Source organism: Hephaestia sp. MAHUQ-44, assembly GCF_023806085.1.
Classification (GTDB): domain Bacteria; phylum Pseudomonadota; class Alphaproteobacteria; order Sphingomonadales; family Sphingomonadaceae; genus Sphingomonas.
The window spans coordinates 76,756-92,178 of the sequence record NZ_JAMSLX010000010.1; the positions used below are offsets into that span (position 1 = coordinate 76,756).

Consider the following 15,423-nt stretch of genomic DNA (forward strand, 5'->3'; position numbering starts at 1 on the left):
CGCGATGGCGATCGTCTACATCGTCGTGCTGACCGCGCTGGTGCTGGGCGGGCTGCACCTGTTCGGCGGCAGGCTCGCCGTGCTGACCGGCCCGCACCAATGGGCAGCGGCGATCCTGCTACCGGTGGTCGCGACCTACGGCCACGTCTATCCCGCCTTCGCCGCCACCGCGATCGCAACGATCGCGATCGCCCCCGCGCTCGGGCACGGCGGGCTGGTGCTCCCCGCCCCGCGTGCGATCGACCTGCGCGCGCGGCTGATGCTGTTCTGCCTGCCGCTGATGCCGATCATGACCAAGACCTTCGCGGTGTCGGGGCTCACGATCCTGCAACTCAATTTCGCCGGGCTGCTGGCGATCGGTTTCGCGATCGCGCTGTTCCGTGACGACAGCCACCCGCCCGCGACCCGGCTGGCGAGATGGGACATGGCGTTCGTGCTGATGATGGCGGTACAGTTCGTGATCGACGCGCGCGGCAACGACCTCACCTTCTCGATGCGCGCGTTCATGCAGGTGATCGTCAACCTCGGCCTGCCCTATGTCGCGATCAGCCGCGCCTTTGCCCGCGTGCAGGTGCCCAACGACCTGCTGATGGCGCTACTGGTTGCGGGATGCGTCATCGCTGCGATCGCGAGCTTCGAATCGGCGCATAGCTGGTTGCTCTACGACAATATGGGCGCACATATCGGCGCCGATCGCGAGCTCGCCTCGGGCTATGTCAAGCAACGTGGCGGGCTGTTGCGCGGGCGTGCGAGCTTTCCCGAATCGACCGGGCTGTCGCTGCTGCTCGGGTTGCTGATCGTCATCCTCGTCGCGCTGCGCAAGCAGATCGAGACCCGCGGCGCCTTCCTCACCATGCTGCTGTTGCTCGGCTGCGGACTGTTCTTCACGCTCGCGCGGATCGGCTATATCGCGGTCGCGGTCGGGCTGGTCGCGTGCTGCATCGGCGAGCGACGCTGGGGCGCCCTCGCCAGGCTGGTCGCCACACTGCCGCTCGCCGCCGGCGCGATCATGCTGCTGGCGACCATCGTCCCCGCGCTCGCCGCATCGATCGGCGCCAGCGACGATGCCGCCGGGTCGGTCGATTACCGCTCCGAATTGCTGTCGCGTGGGCTCGGGATCGTGCGGCAATATTGGGCAACGGGGCTCAGCCTCAAGGATCTCTATGCCCTGCTCGAACCGCTGCGGCAGGGGGAGGGCATCATCGATCTCGTCAACCAGCCGCTGACGATCTTCATGCGCGCCGGGGTAATCGGCGGCGTGCTCTATTTCGTGATGTTCGCTGCCATCCTCGTGCGCACCTTCACCGCCATCCCGCGCCTGCCCGACGAAGCGCGCGCCACGGCGGTGGCGTGTTTCGCGGCGCTGGTCGCGATCATCGCCAGCCTGACGACCACCAGTTACGGCCGCAACGAGACGACCTTCATCCTGCTGCTGGCGATGGGGGCCGGGGTGCTCAGCCGCTATCCGCGCGCCGCGACCGACACCCGGCGCCAGCCATGGGTACCGCGCGCGCCGCGCGACTGGGCACCCTCCGTCGATCAGCCCCACATCGCGAAATAGAGCATATTCCCGATCAGCCCGAGCACGACCCCGCCCGCCAGCGCCGCGAGCAGCAGCATCTCCTCATTGAGCCGAAACACGCCGATCCGCGCCAGTTCGTACCAGCAATAGAGCATCACCGGCAGCTCGACCAACCCGACCGCGGCGACCAGCCCAATCGGCCCGAACGCGAGAAACCCCGCGCCGCCCCCGATCGCCAGCCAACCGAGCCGGACGAAATTGGCGAACAGCAGCGTGCGGACCCGATCCGCGACGATCAACGCCTCGCGCGCGGCATAATTGTTGAGCGCGAGCGCGGGCGCCAAAGCGAGCAAGCGCAGATAGGTTGCGGTGCTGGCGTAACGCGGATCGTACAGCAAGGCGATCACGCTCGGCGCCATCGCGATGAAACCGCCCATCGCGACCATGTAGAGCAGCATGATCCGGCGCCGGTCGCGATAATAAGCCGCCGCCAGCGCGGCCTCGCCCGCGCGCCACGCCGCGGCATAAGCGGGCAGCAAGATCCGGTTGGGATAGATGCTGGTAAAGGCCGAGGGCGCCGCCGCGAGGTTCGACGCCAGCGTGTAGAGCCCGAATTGCGACAGCGGGAACACGCGCGACAACACCAGCTTGTCAACGTTCGACAACAGCACCTGAATGGTATGCGCGCTCGCGATCGTGCGCCCGAAGCGCCACAAGGCGATCGCGCTTTGCCGGTCGAAATTGAACCGCCGGCCGGAAGCGGCGAACATCGGATAGCTGAGCCACGATCGGATCGCGGTGCCCATCAGCCCCCCCAGCACGATCGCCCAATAATTCCGAAGCACCAGCGCCAGCGCGATCCCGATCAGCGTCTGCGCCACCGCCGAAATGATATCGAGCAGGCTCAGCCGCCCGATCCGCTGATCGCGCACCGCCGAAAACGGCGCGAGCGACGAGCAGCCCTCGATCAGGAATTGCAGCGAGATCACCTCGATCACCGCGCGCATCTCGGGCTTGCCGATCAGCCAGGCGAGCGGCTGCGCGCCCGCGAACAGCAGCAAGGTCAACACCAAGGCGCGCAGCAGCCGCACCGTCCAGATCGAATCCAGAACCCGCGCATCATTGCCTTGCGGATGCTGGACGACGTACACGCCGAACCCGAAATCGGACATCATCGTCAAAATGCCGATGATCACCGCCGTCAGCCCCGCGACACCGAAATCGGCGGGGGAGAGCACGCGCGTCAGCACGATCGTGCTCACGATCCGCAGGACGTTCGACGCCACGATCGTCGCCGTGACGAGGCCGATGCCGCTGGTCAGCGCGCGTCGCCAGACTGGCATCGGCATGGTCGTCGCCATCGCTCGCCCCCTGTTCGGCCGCCGCACGGGTCCGGCGGCTGTGCTACACCGCCGGCACGCCCATCGGCGGCACGCGCCGGGCGCGGCGCGACCAGCGCAGGATCGGCCGTTCGAAGCCCAGAAACACCGCGATCGACACCGCCGAGCACACCACCAGCAGCAATGCCGACAGCAGCACATCGCCCCAGCCATGCGCGCGACCGCCCAGCACTTGGTGCGTCAGCGTGATGATCGGGCGGTGGGTGAGATAGAGCGCGAACGACGCCTCCCCCAGCAGCACCAGCGGCCGCGTGCGCAGCATCCGCGTCACCCCGCCGCCGCCATAAGCGAACACCAGGACGAGCGCGGCCATCAGCGGCAGATAGGCGAGTTGATAGCGAAACTGCATCGGCACATCGAGCAGCGCAAAGCCCAGCATCGCGACCGGCACCGCGACGATCAGCGTCACCTCGGCCGCGGTGGTGGCGAACGCGCGCCCCCGCCCTGCCCGCCAGACATGATAGAGCAGCATCCCCGTCACGAATTCGAGCAGCCGCGCCGCCGGATTGACGTAGAAGAACCATTCGATCGTCGGCGAATAGGCCGTCTCAGTCAGGCTCGATGCCAGCGCCAGCGCGGCGATCACGGCCAGTCCGAGCGCCGCGATCCAGCACAATCCCCGAACGGGCACGCGCACCAGCGGCAGGAACGCGACGTAGAAAAAGGCTTCGTCCGACAGGCTCCACGACGGGCCGTTGAGCGAATAATGGATCGTCATCGCCGGAAACCAGGCGTGGAGCAGCCCGAGGTTGAGCACCAGCGTCGTCAGGTGCGGCGGATCGGCCTCGGCAACGGCCAGCCAGCCGGCAAACACCAGCGCGGTCAGCCAGTGGAGCGGCACGATCCGCGTCAACCGGCGATAGAGATAGGCGCCGGTGCCGATCGTCCCCGCCAGCAGCCGATCGCGATAGGCATAGCTGATGATGAAGCCCGACAGGATGTAGAAGAACGAAACCCCCGAAAAACCCTGATGGAAGAACAAGGTATAGGTCGCGCGCACCGCCGGGCTGGTGTTCGCGGCGAGGAAGTCGAGATGCGACAGCATCACCGCAAACGCCGCGACATAGCGAAGCGCGGTCAATTGGGTGATCGCGCCACCGCCGGCGGAAATCGAGGCGGGGGCAGCCATGGTCACTGCGCCGCCGGCAGCAGGATTTCGAGATAGCGCTCGGCCGCATGACGGGTGGTGAACTGCGCCAGCCAGCTTGGGGCGACAGGGCGCGGCGGGCGATCGAGCAGCGCGAGCATCGCATCGCGCAATCGCGCGTCGTCGCCGACCGGCACCAGGGTGCCGAACCGCCCGCCGTCGAGTGCCTCGGCCGGGCCCGAGGGGCAATCGGTGGCGATCACCGGCGTGCCCACCGCCATCGCCTCGATCACGACATTGGCGAGGCTTTCGAAATCGGACGACAGCACCAGCACGCTCGCCTTGGCGACATAAGCGTGCGGATTGGGCGCAAAGCCGGGCATCGCGACATCGTCGTCGAGCCCCAGATCGGTGATGAGCGCGCTCAACATCGCGCGTTCGGACCCGTCACCCAAAATCAGCAGTCGGCAGCGGACGGTGCGGCGCACGGCGGCGAAGGCACGGATCAACAGGCTGAAATTCTTCTGCGGCTCCAGCCGCCCGACCGCGATCACCACCGGGGTGTCGGCATCCGCAAACCAGGGATGATCGACCGTCTCGCGCGCCTGATCGATCAGCGCGTCGCTGACGATCGGGTTGTAGATCGCGGCGATCCGCTCGCGCGGGATGCGGATCACCCGCGCAAGGTCATTCGCGGTGCCGCGCGAGACCGCGACGATCGAATCGGCGAACGGATAGAGATAATGCGCGAGCGGGAAGAACCAGAAACGCGCCTGCCACGGCCGGGGCGCCGCGACATCGACCGAGGGGAAGCAATGTTCGGTCAGCATCAGATGGAAGCGGACGCCGGCGATCCGCCGCACGACGACGGCGTAGAGATTGGGAAAACCGAAACTGGTGCACATCACCGCGGCGGGGCGCTTGTGCCGGAGATAGCGGCGCAGTTTGACCAGCCGCGCCAGCGGACCGCGCGCGTCGAGCACGACATAATCGACGCCTCTGGGGATCAGCGGGCGAAACGGCGAATAGCGATTGTCGAGATCGACGAGGATCGTGGGGTTGATCCCGGCGCGCAGAAACTCTTCGGCGAGGTTGAACACCACCCGATCGACGCCGCCATTGTGGAGTTGGCGGGTGTAGAAGACGATGTCGGTGCGCGGTTGGCGGACGTCGGGAGCCATGACGCTCACCCCTTTCCTGTGGCGACGGCGGCCATCGGGCGCGGCGCGGGCTGTTCGGCCGGCGGCGTGCGGCGTGCGCGATTGCGCGCCCGTTCCTCGCGCACCGTCTGACGGAGGATCGCGACCACCGCGCGCGCCTTGGCATCCCAGCCGAGGTCCTCCTCCTCGAGATGGCGGCGCGCGGCCTGCCCCATCCGCAGCCGCAGGCTGCGCGACGCCGCGAGCCGCCGCATCGCCGCCGTCAGCCCGGTAATCAACGCCGCCTCCGACGCGGGATCGATCAGGAGCGCGCAATCGGGCGCCGCATAATGCGCCGCGCCGCCCCAATTCACCCCGATCACCGGCAGCCCGAGCGCCATCGCCTCCATCATCGCCATGCCGCCGCATTCGCGCAGCGACGGCGTGACGAACACATCGGCCTTGCGCAGCAGCGCGACATAGCCTTCGAGCGGCAGGCGGCCGTGCAGGATGATGCTGCCTTCGAGCCGCTCGCGCGCGATCTGCGCGGCGACCGCGCCGAACAATTCGCCGTCGCCGACCAGATCGAGCCGGACCCCGCCGGCACGCGCGAGCGGGGCAAAGGCGCGGACGAGAAACGCGATTCCCTTCCAGTCGACGAAGCGGCTGCAAAAGATGAACCGCACCGGGCGATCGGGCGCGCCCTCGCGCGGCGCGGGCCGCCACCGTTCGAGATCGACCCCGCTTTCGCGCAGCACGTGAATCCGCCCCGTGACGCCGGGGGGCAGCGCATCGCGCGTCTGCTGGTTGGCGACGATCAGCGCCGCCGCGCGCAATTTGCCGGGGATCAGCCGGTGGAGCCAGCCCGCCGCGCGCCGGGCGCTACGGATCGTGAACCGCACGGCGAGTGAATCCATCGTGCGGAAAGCAGGCGGCAAATCCATCCCGCCGCTCATCGGTCCGATCGCCACGGGCACGCCGAGCCCGTACATCGTGCTGATCGCCGTCGCCGCGATCGGCGCGGGCTGGAACACCACCTGCTTGCCCAACTCGGCCACCATCGCGCGCGCGATCTTGCGCATCCGCAACTGGCTCAACGCCTGGATCAACTGGTTGAACACCAGATCGCGCACCCGGTGCGGCCACCAGCCGCCCGCCGCGAACAGCCATGCCTGCGCGCGACCATCCTCGACGAACCGGAACCGCGCGAACACATCGGACGGCAGGTCGCGCGCCAGATCGTCGCGGACGCGCGCATGGCACAGCACATGAACATCGTGCCCCTGCGCCAGAAGATTGATCAAGTAATAATAAGGGACCAACGTCTCCCCACTCAGCCGCAGCGAGATGTTCTCGGAGACGAGCAAAATCCGCATCCGCGCGCCGTCCCGCGCCGATCCGTCGGAAACCGCTCCACCCATTGGCCGCCCTTCGTCTGATCGCGGCAATGCCGCCTGTCGCGGCATAGCGCAGCCCCGAAGCGCCCCCTATTCGGCGCAATCGGTCCGCAATTTTCGCAACCCACAACGCCCTGCGGCAAATCGCCCGGCAAAGATGCGGATGGTGGGCGCCCGACGATCCGGCGACATAGCGCGGAGAAGGTAGTTTGCACGGGGCCGCGGCCGATCGCCGTGCGCGTCCGTGCCGGGAGGCTCGCCATCGACATTGCCGCCCATGCCGATGCACTGAAAAGCAGTGCCGCACCGGAGACGATCGGGGCATGCCTCCATGCGTCACCGGCGATGCGGATCGCCTATCTCACCAACGTCTATCCGAAGGTGAGCCACACCTTCATCCGCGACGAAATCCACGCGCTCGAACGGATCGGATTCGAGATCATGCGGCTGACGATCCGCAAACCGCACGCCCCCCTGCCCGATGCTGTCGATCGCGCCGAAGCGGACCGGACGATCGCGTTGCTGGATGTGGGGCCGTTGGCCTTTGCGCATGCGATCGCATCGCGTTTCCTCCAGCACCCGCTCGCCTTCATCGCTTCATTGTGGATGGCGCTGTCGATGGGCTGGCGCGGCGCGGCGGGGATCGCGCGCGGCCTTGCCTATTTCGTCGAGGCGTGTCTGCTGTCCACCATGCTCGCGCGCGCGGGCGTGCACCATGTCCATGTCCATTTCGGCACCAACCCCGCGTCGGTCGCGCTGCTGGCGCGCCGGCTGGGCGGGCCGACCTACAGCCTGACCGTCCACGGCCCCGACGAATTCGACGCCCCCGGCGCGCTGCATCTGCGCGAGAAGATCGCGGATGCCAGCTTCGCGGTGGCGATCTCGCATCATGGCCGCGGCCAGTTGATGCGCTGGTCGCGCGTCGCCGACTGGCCCCGGATCGCTTTGGTGCGGTGCGGCGCCTCGCCACGCTTCCACCACCGCTCCGATGTCGGGCTCAGCTCGCGGACGCTGGTCTGCGTCGCACGGCTGAGCGCACAAAAGGGCCTGTCGGTACTGATCGAGGCCACTGCGATCGTCGCCCGCGCCCACCCCTTTCAACTGCGCATCATCGGTGATGGCGAGATGCGCGCCGAGATCGAGGCCCATATCGCGGCGCGCGGCCTTGGCGACCACATCCATCTGCTCGGCTGGCAGAGCACCGACAGCGTGCGCCGCGAGATCGAGGCCGCCCGCGCGCTGGTGGTGCCGAGCTTCGCCGAGGGCCTGCCGGTGGTGATCATGGAAGCGTTCGCGCTCGGCCGCCCGGTGATCGCCACCGCGATCGCCGGCATTCCCGAACTGGTCGATACCACCACCGGCTGGCTGGTCCCGACCGGTTCCGCCGACGCACTGGCCGAGGCGATGGACGAAATGCTGTGCGCCGATATCGGCACGCTCCAGGCCAAGACCGCGCACGGCCGGGCACGCGTCGCGGCGCAGCACGATGTGGATGCCAGCGCGGCGACGCTGGCGACGTTGTTGCGGCCGTGGGCAGTCGCGCGATGATCGCAATGCTCGCCTGGACGATCGCAATCGTCGCAGCGCTTCCCGGCCTCGCGCTGGTGGCCGAACTGCTCGCCGGCCTGGCGCGCGACAGCGGAACGCCGCTTACATTACCGCCGCCCCCGATCGCGGTGCTGGTGCCGGCACATGACGAAGCCGCGGGCATCGCGCGCACCATCTTCCGAATCCGCCAGCAATTGCGCGCCACCGATCGCGTGATCGTGATCGCCGACAATTGCACCGACGACACCGCCGCGCGCGCCGCCGGTGCAGGCGCGGCGGTGATCGAGCGCACCGATCCCGCGCGGCGCGGCAAGGCCTATGCGCTTGCTTATGGCCGTGAAGCGCTGCGGGCGGCGCCCCCGGCGGTGGTATTGGTGGTCGATGCCGATTGCCCGCCGGCCCCGCAGGCGATTCCGATGCTGGCGGCGTCGGTCCACGCACAGGATGCTGTGGTGCAGGCCACATATCTGCTCGACTGTGCCGCCGCTGCACCGCCACTGGTACGCATCTCGACCTTCGCGTTTCTGGTCAAGAACCTCATCCGCCAGCGCGGGCTGCAACGCCTGTGCGGCGTCGCGCTGTTGCAGGGCAGCGGCATGGGCTTTCCGTGGCGGCTCTTCGCCGACGCGCCGCTCGCAAGCGCATCGCTGGTCGAGGATATGGAATTGGGGCTGACGCTGGCACTGGGCGGCAACGCCGTCCGCTTCGAACCGCGCGCCTGTTTCGTGAGCGCCGCCAGTTCGAGCCGGGCAACCATATCGCAGCGCACCCGCTGGGAGCATGGCGCGATCGGGGTTGCGGGGCGGTTCGTGCCCCGGCTCGTCGCGGCGGGGTTCAGCGGACGCCCCCGGTTGCTCCTGCTCGCCACCGATCTCATCATTCCCCCGCTTGCCTTGTTCGTGGTTGCCGAGGCCAGCGTCGCGGCGCTGCTGCTGTTCGCTGCCACGAACGGCAGCGTCGCGGGCCCGGCGGTTCTCCAGTCCTCCGTCTTCGCGCTCGCGATGCTGGTGCTGGGAATCGTCTGGGTGGGGTTCGGACGGCACCTCGTGCCGGCGCGCGCGCTTCCCGGCATTCTTGCCTATGTGCTGTGGAAGCTGCCGATCTATGCCGCCTATCTGCTCCACCGCCAGCGCCACTGGGTCCGTACGGACCGCGCCCCGTGATACCCACGCCGATCGGCCGCCCGGCGCGCCCGGTGGCACGGCCGCCCAACGTGGTCGGCGTGGTCGTGATCGGGCGTAACGAAGGACCGCGGCTGAGCGACAGCCTGCGCAGTGTGGCGGGGCGCGGTGGCGCGATCGTCTATGTCGATTCGGGATCGAGCGACGACAGCGTCGCGCGTGCCGAGCAGGCGGGCGCACAGGTGGTCGTGCTCGCGGCCGACCGTCCCTTCACCGCCGCGCGGGGCCGCAACGCCGGCGCGGACTGGTTGCAGACCCATCTCGTCGGGCTCGAGTTCATCCAGTTCCTCGACGGCGATTGCCTGCTCGACCCCGCCTGGATCGACGCGGCGCTTCAGACGATGGCAGAGGCGCCCGATGCCGCCGTGGTCTGCGGCCGGCGCCGCGAGCGGTTTCCCGATGCCAGCTGGTATAACCGGTTGTGCGATATCGAATGGGATACGCCGATCGGGATCGTGCCCACCTGCGGCGGCGACGCGCTGATGCGGCTGAGCGCCTTCCAGGATGTCGGCGGTTTCGCGACCGAGCTGATCGCGGGCGAGGAGCCCGATCTGTGCCACCGGCTGCGGCGGGCGGGGTGGACGATCCACCGGATCGATCACGACATGTCACGCCACGACGCGGCGATGATGCATTTCGCCCAATGGTGGCAACGCAACCGGCGCAGCGGCTATGCGATGGCCGAAGGACTATCCCGGCGCGGCCGCGACGACCCCCGCCTCATACGCCGGGTGGCGAGCAATATCCTGTGGTCGCTGCCGTTCGCCTGGCCGTTCTGGCCGATCCTGTGGCTGATGATCCTGCGCAAGCACGGCGGCCTGTACGCAACCTTCGTGACATTGGGGAAACTGCCGCATTGTCAGGGTCAGATCGATTTCTGGCGCCAGCCCCCGGCGCAGCGACGACCACTGATCGAATATAAATAGTCCCCGGCTCGTGGCTGTTCCGTACCGAATCCTCCCCGCGCCAATCGCCCTGGGAAAACCCACCACGGATTCGATCAAATTGCTCCGCAAGATGAGAGGCTTTACCGGTACAGAAAATAACAACACGTCGCCGCCGATATGCATCGGATCGTCGAACAGAAATAACGGTCGTGTCTAATCATTAAAGTAATTCTATTGCATTATACTGTATATCCAGGGGCAATCCATGACGATGAAGCAGCTTGGGCGACGCGCGTCTGCCTTTATCTTCGCCGTCATCGTGGCAGGATCGTGCAGCGCCGCCTCTGCCCGGATAGCCGACGACCAAAGCGCGCGCGCCCCGCACATCTGCCTTCCCCTCGCCGCCTCGATCGCCATGGCGGGCCCGCAGCCAATCGCCACCCCACAACCGCTTTTGTCGGCGGCGCCGGCACGGCTCACCACGATCCGGATCGACGATGAGCGCCGATCGCGCGATGCCTTTTTGACAAGCTGCGCCGCGTTCCTGGCATGCGCGATCGTGATCGGGCTTCAGCAGCGCCGCAAATCGCCGGTGAAGGTGGTCGTATCATGACCGGGGCCAATGACTGCGTCCTGATCGGCACCGAATCGCTGATGCTCGAATGCGGCGCGATGCTGCTCGAGCGTGGCCATCGGATCGCGGCGATCGTCAGCGATCGCGCAGCGATCCGCGACTGGGCCGCCGAGCGCGGCATCCGGACGCTCGACGATCCGGCGACGCTCCCCGCCGCCGGGCTGGCCCCGTTCGACCTGCTGTTGAGCATCACCAATCTCGCGATCCTGCACACGGAGGTGCTCGCCCTGCCGCGTCGTGCCGCGATCAACTTCCACGATGGCCCGCTGCCCGATTATGCCGGGCTCAACACCCCCGTCTGGGCGTTGCTCAACGGCGAGCCAAGCCACGCGGTCAGCTGGCATCTGATGACCGACGCGGTCGATGGCGGCCCCGTGCTCGCCACCAGAATGTTCGCGATCGAGCCCGACGAAACCGCGCTGTCGATCAACACCAAATGCTTTGCCGCCGGGATCGAGAGCTTCGCGCACGTCCTCGATCTGATCGCGGCGGACACGCTCGACGGCGCGGCGCAGCCCGATCGCGCCGGCCTTTATTATGGCCGCGATCACCGCCCCGAGGCCGCGGCGACGATCCGCTGGCGCCACCCGGCGGCGGACAGCGCCCGGCTGGTGCGCGCGCTTGATTTCGGCGATCGTTTCAATCCCCTCGGCGCCGCCAAGGTGATGGTTTCGGGCGACCTGTTTCTGGTCCGTGGATTGCGGATCGAGGCGGCGCGATCGCACGAATTGCCGGGCACGATCCTCGCCGTTGCCGCCGACGGCCTCACCGTCGCCACCGCGACCGATGACGTCACGCTCACGCAAATGGCGCGGCTCGATGGCGATCCCGTCAGCCCCGTCGCGCTCGGCCTGAATGTGGGCGACCGACTGGCCGATCTCGACGATGCCGACGCGCGGATCGTCACCGCGCTGGATATGGCTGCGGCACATCATGAACCTTATTGGCGTGAAAAGCTCGCGACCCTCGCACCGTTGCGACTGCCGCTCGTGCGGCCCGCCGACACCGCGATTCCGGAAACGCCGGTGTGCGACACGATCGCGTTGCCCGAATCCAGCGCTCCCAATCGCGCCAAAACGGTCCTCACCGCGCTGATCGCCTATGTCGCGCGGGTTGCGGACGACAGCCGGTTCGACATCGGCTTCACCTCGCCGATCCTGACGGCGCAGCACGACCCGGCGAGCGCGTGGTTCGCGTGCCCATTGCCGCTGCGCACGACGATCGATTTCACGCAAGGGTTCGCCCAGCTTCAGGAGACGATCTGCGCGGAAATGCGCGAGATCCACCGTCGGATCGGCTTTTCGGCGGACCTCGTGGCGCGCGATCCCGATCTGTCCTCAGCCATGCCGCTGCCCGTCTCGGTCGTCGTCGTCGACGATCTTGCCGAAGCGGCGCATACGCCGGGCACCGATCTGACGGTGGCGATCCGCACCGACGGTGGCGCGAGCGCGTGGATCTACGACAGCACACGGCTCGATCGGGCGCTGGCAGCCTCGCTGCAAGCGGGTTTCCTCTCGCTGCTCGACGTCGTCGATCGGACGCCGGACATGGCGCTGGGGGACGTGCCGCTGTTCGACGACGCGACACGGCACCAGTTGCTCGACACGTGGAACGCCACCGCGCACCCCCCAGCATCGGGTGGCTGCATCCACGATCTGTTCGAGAAACAGGCCGCGCTGACCCCCGACCGGCCCGCGCTGACCTGTCGCGACCAAACGCTGAGCTATGCCGACCTCGACCAGCGCTCGAACCAGCTCGCCTGGTATCTCCAGTCGCTTGGAATCGGCCCTGAGACGCTGGTCGGGCTGCACCTCGACCGATCGATCGACATGGTGGTGGCGCTGCTCGCGATCCATCGCGCGGGCGCTGCCTATCTGCCGCTCGATCCGCTCTATCCGGCAGCACGGCTGCGCTACATGATTGAGGATTCGGGCGCGGCCGCGATCGTCACCCACGCGCACCTCGCCGATCGGATCCGCGATGTCGGCGCGCGCTTGATCGCGATCGATGCCGATCGCGCGTTGATCGCCGCGCAACCGCTTTACCCGATCGCCGGCGGCGCAAGGCCAGAGAATCTGGCCTATATGATCTACACCTCGGGATCGACGGGCACGCCCAAGGGCGTGATGGTCGAGCATCGCAACGTGACCAATTTCTTCACCGGGATGGATCGCGTGATCGCGCCCGGCGGGACATGGCTCGCGGTGACCAGCCTGAATTTCGACATCTCGGTGCTCGAATTGTGCTGGACGCTCGCGCGTGGCACCCATGTCGTGCTGGCGCCGAGCGACGCGACGATCGCGACGCCCGCCGCCGCCGAGCCGCCCGCAACACCGCTCGCGTTCAGCCTGTTCTATTTCGCCAGCGCCGACAGCGGCGGGGCCGCCGACCAATATCGGCTGTTGATGGAAGGCGCGACATTCGGCGATCGCAACGGTTTCACCGCGATCTGGACGCCCGAGCGCCATTTCCATGCTTTCGGCGGGCTCTACCCCAATCCGTCGGTCGCCAGCGCGGCGATCGCGGCGATCACGCACCGCATCAAGATCCGCGGCGGCAGCGTCGTCCTGCCGCTCCACCACCCGATCCGCGTCGCGGAGGAATGGGCATTGGTCGACAATCTCTCGCACGGCCGGGTGGGGATCGCCTTCGCCTCGGGCTGGCAGCCCAACGATTTCGTCCTGCGGCCCGAGAATTTCGCCGACAAGAACGCCGCGCTGATGAGCGGGATCGACGCCGTCCGCCGGCTGTGGCGCGGCGAACGATGCACCTTTCCCGGCCCGCTGGGGGAGGATGTCGCGGTGTCGATCTACCCCCGCCCCGTCCAGCCCGAGCTGCCGTTCTGGATTACCTCGGCGGGCAACCCCGAAACCTTTGCGGCAGCCGGCAAGGCCGGCGCGCACGTCCTCACCCATTTGCTTGGCCAGAGCGTCGCCGAGGTCGGCGAGAAGCTCGCGGTCTATCGCACGGCGTGGCGCGCGGCGGGGCATCCCGGCGATGGCCATGTCACGATGATGCTGCACAGCTTCGTCGGCCCCGATGCCGAGGCGGTACGCGCGGCGGTGCGCGCGCCGATGATCGCCTATCTCCGCACCGCGACCGGGCTGGTCAAACAATTCGCCTGGTCGTTCCCGGCCTTCAAGCAGCGCCCCGGCATGCAAGGATCGAGCGCGCAGGCGGACCTCGACAGCCTGAGCGACGCCGAGATGGATCAACTGCTCGACCATGCATTCGAGCGTTATTACGAGACCAGCGGGCTGTTCGGCACACCCGAGCATTGCCTCAAGATCGTGCGCGCGCTGCAGGGCGTGGGTGTCGACGAGATCGCCTGCCTGATCGATTTCGGGGTGCCCGCCGATCAGGTGCTCGCGCATCTGCCGCATCTGAATGCGCTGCGCATCCTGGCCCAGCCCAAGGCCACCGAACCGCCGGTATCGATCGGCGAACTGCTGACCCGGCACGGCGTCACCCACCTGCAATGCACGCCCGCGATGGCGCAATTGCTGGTCGCGGATCAGCGGACGCATGCCGGACTGGCAGGCCTCTCACAGATGATGGTGGGCGGCGAGGCGTTCCCCCCGGCGCTGGCGCGCGATCTGCGGCGCCTCGTCGGCGGCAAGGTGCTCAACATGTACGGGCCGACCGAAACGACGATCTGGTCGGCGGCCCACGAGGTCGGCGACGAGCCCGGCAACGGGGGCGCGAGCATTCCCCTCGGCCGGCCGTTGGCCAATCAGGAAATGTACATTCTGGATCGTCGCCAACGGCCGGTGCAGCCCGGCATGCCCGGCGAGATCGTGATCGGCGGCGCGGGCGTGACGCGCGGCTATCACGATCGCGCCGCGCTCAGCGCCGAACGGTTCGTGCCTCATCCGTTCAAGCCCGCTGCACGCGTCTATCGCACCGGCGATCTGGGACGGCATTTGAGCGACGGCACCATCGAGTTTCTCGGCCGGCGCGACCATCAGGTGAAGCTGCGCGGCCACCGCATCGAACTCGGCGAGATCGAAGCGCGCCTCCTCGACCATCCCGGCGTTGCGCAAGCCATCGTGCTCTGCCGCGAGGACGCGCCCGGCGATGTCCGGCTGGTCGCCTATTACACGCCCGTCGCCGGCGACGTCCCGGTGCAGACCTTGCGTGCGCACCTTGCCGCGCAATTGCCCGAGATCATGGTGCCGTCGCATGTCGTGGCGCTGTCAGCGCTGCCCCACACCCCCAACGGCAAACTCGACCGCAAGCAGCTCCCCAAACCCGGCGGGAGGACCGGGGCCGCGATTTCTCGCTCCTTCGTTGCCCCTCAAGACGGACTGGAGCGGGAAATCGCGGCGATCTGGCGCGATGTCCTCAAACTGTCTTCGGTGGGCACCCGCGACAATTTCTTCGATCTCGGCGGGCATTCGCTGCTCGCGGTGCAGGTCCATCGCCGATTGCAGGGGGTGGCGGCGCGCGCGCCCTCGATCACCGATATTTTCCGCTTCCCGACGATCGAGACGCTGAGTCGGCATTTGTCGACCGATCCCGGCGACATCGTGATCGGGCAGACGCAGGGTCGCGGCGAAGGCCGCAAGGCCGCGATGCAGCGGCGGCGCGCGCGGCCCCAGATCCTCGTCGATGCAGACGGAGGATAG

The 15,423-nt window shown here is 67.8% G+C and carries 10 protein-coding genes; 6 read left to right on the forward strand and 4 right to left on the reverse strand.

Annotated elements, in window-relative coordinates; all coding sequences use genetic code 11:
* The first annotated feature begins 4 nt into the window (after positions 1 to 4).
* Entirely contained in the window at positions 5 to 1,561 is a 1,557-nt protein-coding gene (locus NFE57_RS11865; protein WP_252135796.1) for an O-antigen ligase family protein, read from the forward strand.
* Here the strand turns inward: NFE57_RS11865 and NFE57_RS11870 are convergent.
* The 4 genes from NFE57_RS11870 to NFE57_RS11885 are packed head-to-tail and all read right to left on the reverse strand — an operon-like array spanning position 1,540 to position 6,569.
* Positions 1,540 to 2,883, reverse strand: a complete 1,344-nt coding sequence (locus NFE57_RS11870; RefSeq protein WP_252135797.1) for an oligosaccharide flippase family protein — start codon at positions 2,881 to 2,883, stop codon at positions 1,540 to 1,542. The two genes, NFE57_RS11865 and NFE57_RS11870, sit on opposite strands and share 22 nt — an antisense overlap.
* A 43-nt stretch (positions 2,884 to 2,926) precedes the next feature.
* Positions 2,927 to 4,051, reverse strand: coding sequence for an acyltransferase family protein (locus NFE57_RS11875; protein WP_252135798.1), 1,125 nt, complete (start codon positions 4,049 to 4,051; stop codon positions 2,927 to 2,929).
* A gap of 2 nt (positions 4,052 to 4,053) precedes the next feature.
* Positions 4,054 to 5,190 (reverse strand): glycosyltransferase, encoded by a 1,137-nt coding sequence (locus NFE57_RS11880; RefSeq protein WP_252135799.1) that lies wholly within the window; start codon positions 5,188 to 5,190, stop codon positions 4,054 to 4,056.
* Positions 5,191 to 5,195: 5 nt separating this feature from the next.
* Positions 5,196 to 6,569: a glycosyltransferase family 4 protein gene (locus tag NFE57_RS11885; RefSeq protein WP_252135800.1), complete on the reverse strand. Its 1,374-nt coding sequence runs from the start codon at positions 6,567 to 6,569 to the stop codon at positions 5,196 to 5,198.
* 210 nt (positions 6,570 to 6,779) lie between these two features.
* Here NFE57_RS11885 and NFE57_RS16785 point away from each other — a divergent pair, with 210 nt between their 5' ends.
* The 5 genes from NFE57_RS16785 (at position 6,780) to NFE57_RS11910 (ending at position 15,423) form a co-directional block, all read left to right on the forward strand.
* Positions 6,780 to 8,093, forward strand: coding sequence for a glycosyltransferase family 4 protein (locus tag NFE57_RS16785; RefSeq protein ID WP_252135801.1), 1,314 nt, complete (start codon positions 6,780 to 6,782; stop codon positions 8,091 to 8,093).
* Positions 8,090 to 9,256 carry a glycosyltransferase family 2 protein gene (locus NFE57_RS11895; RefSeq protein ID WP_252135802.1) on the forward strand — a complete coding sequence of 389 codons (1,167 nt, stop codon included), beginning with the start codon at positions 8,090 to 8,092 and terminating at the stop codon, positions 9,254 to 9,256. The genes NFE57_RS16785 and NFE57_RS11895 overlap by 4 nt, the downstream gene beginning before the upstream one ends.
* Positions 9,253 to 10,200 (forward strand): glycosyltransferase family 2 protein, encoded by a 948-nt coding sequence (locus NFE57_RS11900; RefSeq protein WP_252135803.1) that lies wholly within the window; start codon positions 9,253 to 9,255, stop codon positions 10,198 to 10,200. The genes NFE57_RS11895 and NFE57_RS11900 overlap by 4 nt, the downstream gene beginning before the upstream one ends.
* Before the next feature lie 226 nt (positions 10,201 to 10,426).
* A complete protein-coding gene (locus NFE57_RS11905) occupies positions 10,427 to 10,774 on the forward strand; it encodes a hypothetical protein (RefSeq protein ID WP_252135804.1) in 348 nt (115 codons plus the stop codon).
* The gene (locus tag NFE57_RS11910; protein ID WP_252135805.1) at positions 10,771 to 15,423 is read left to right on the forward strand and encodes a MupA/Atu3671 family FMN-dependent luciferase-like monooxygenase; all 4,653 of its coding nucleotides are present in this window, start codon (positions 10,771 to 10,773) and stop codon (positions 15,421 to 15,423) included. Before NFE57_RS11905 ends, NFE57_RS11910 begins: the two co-directional genes overlap by 4 nt.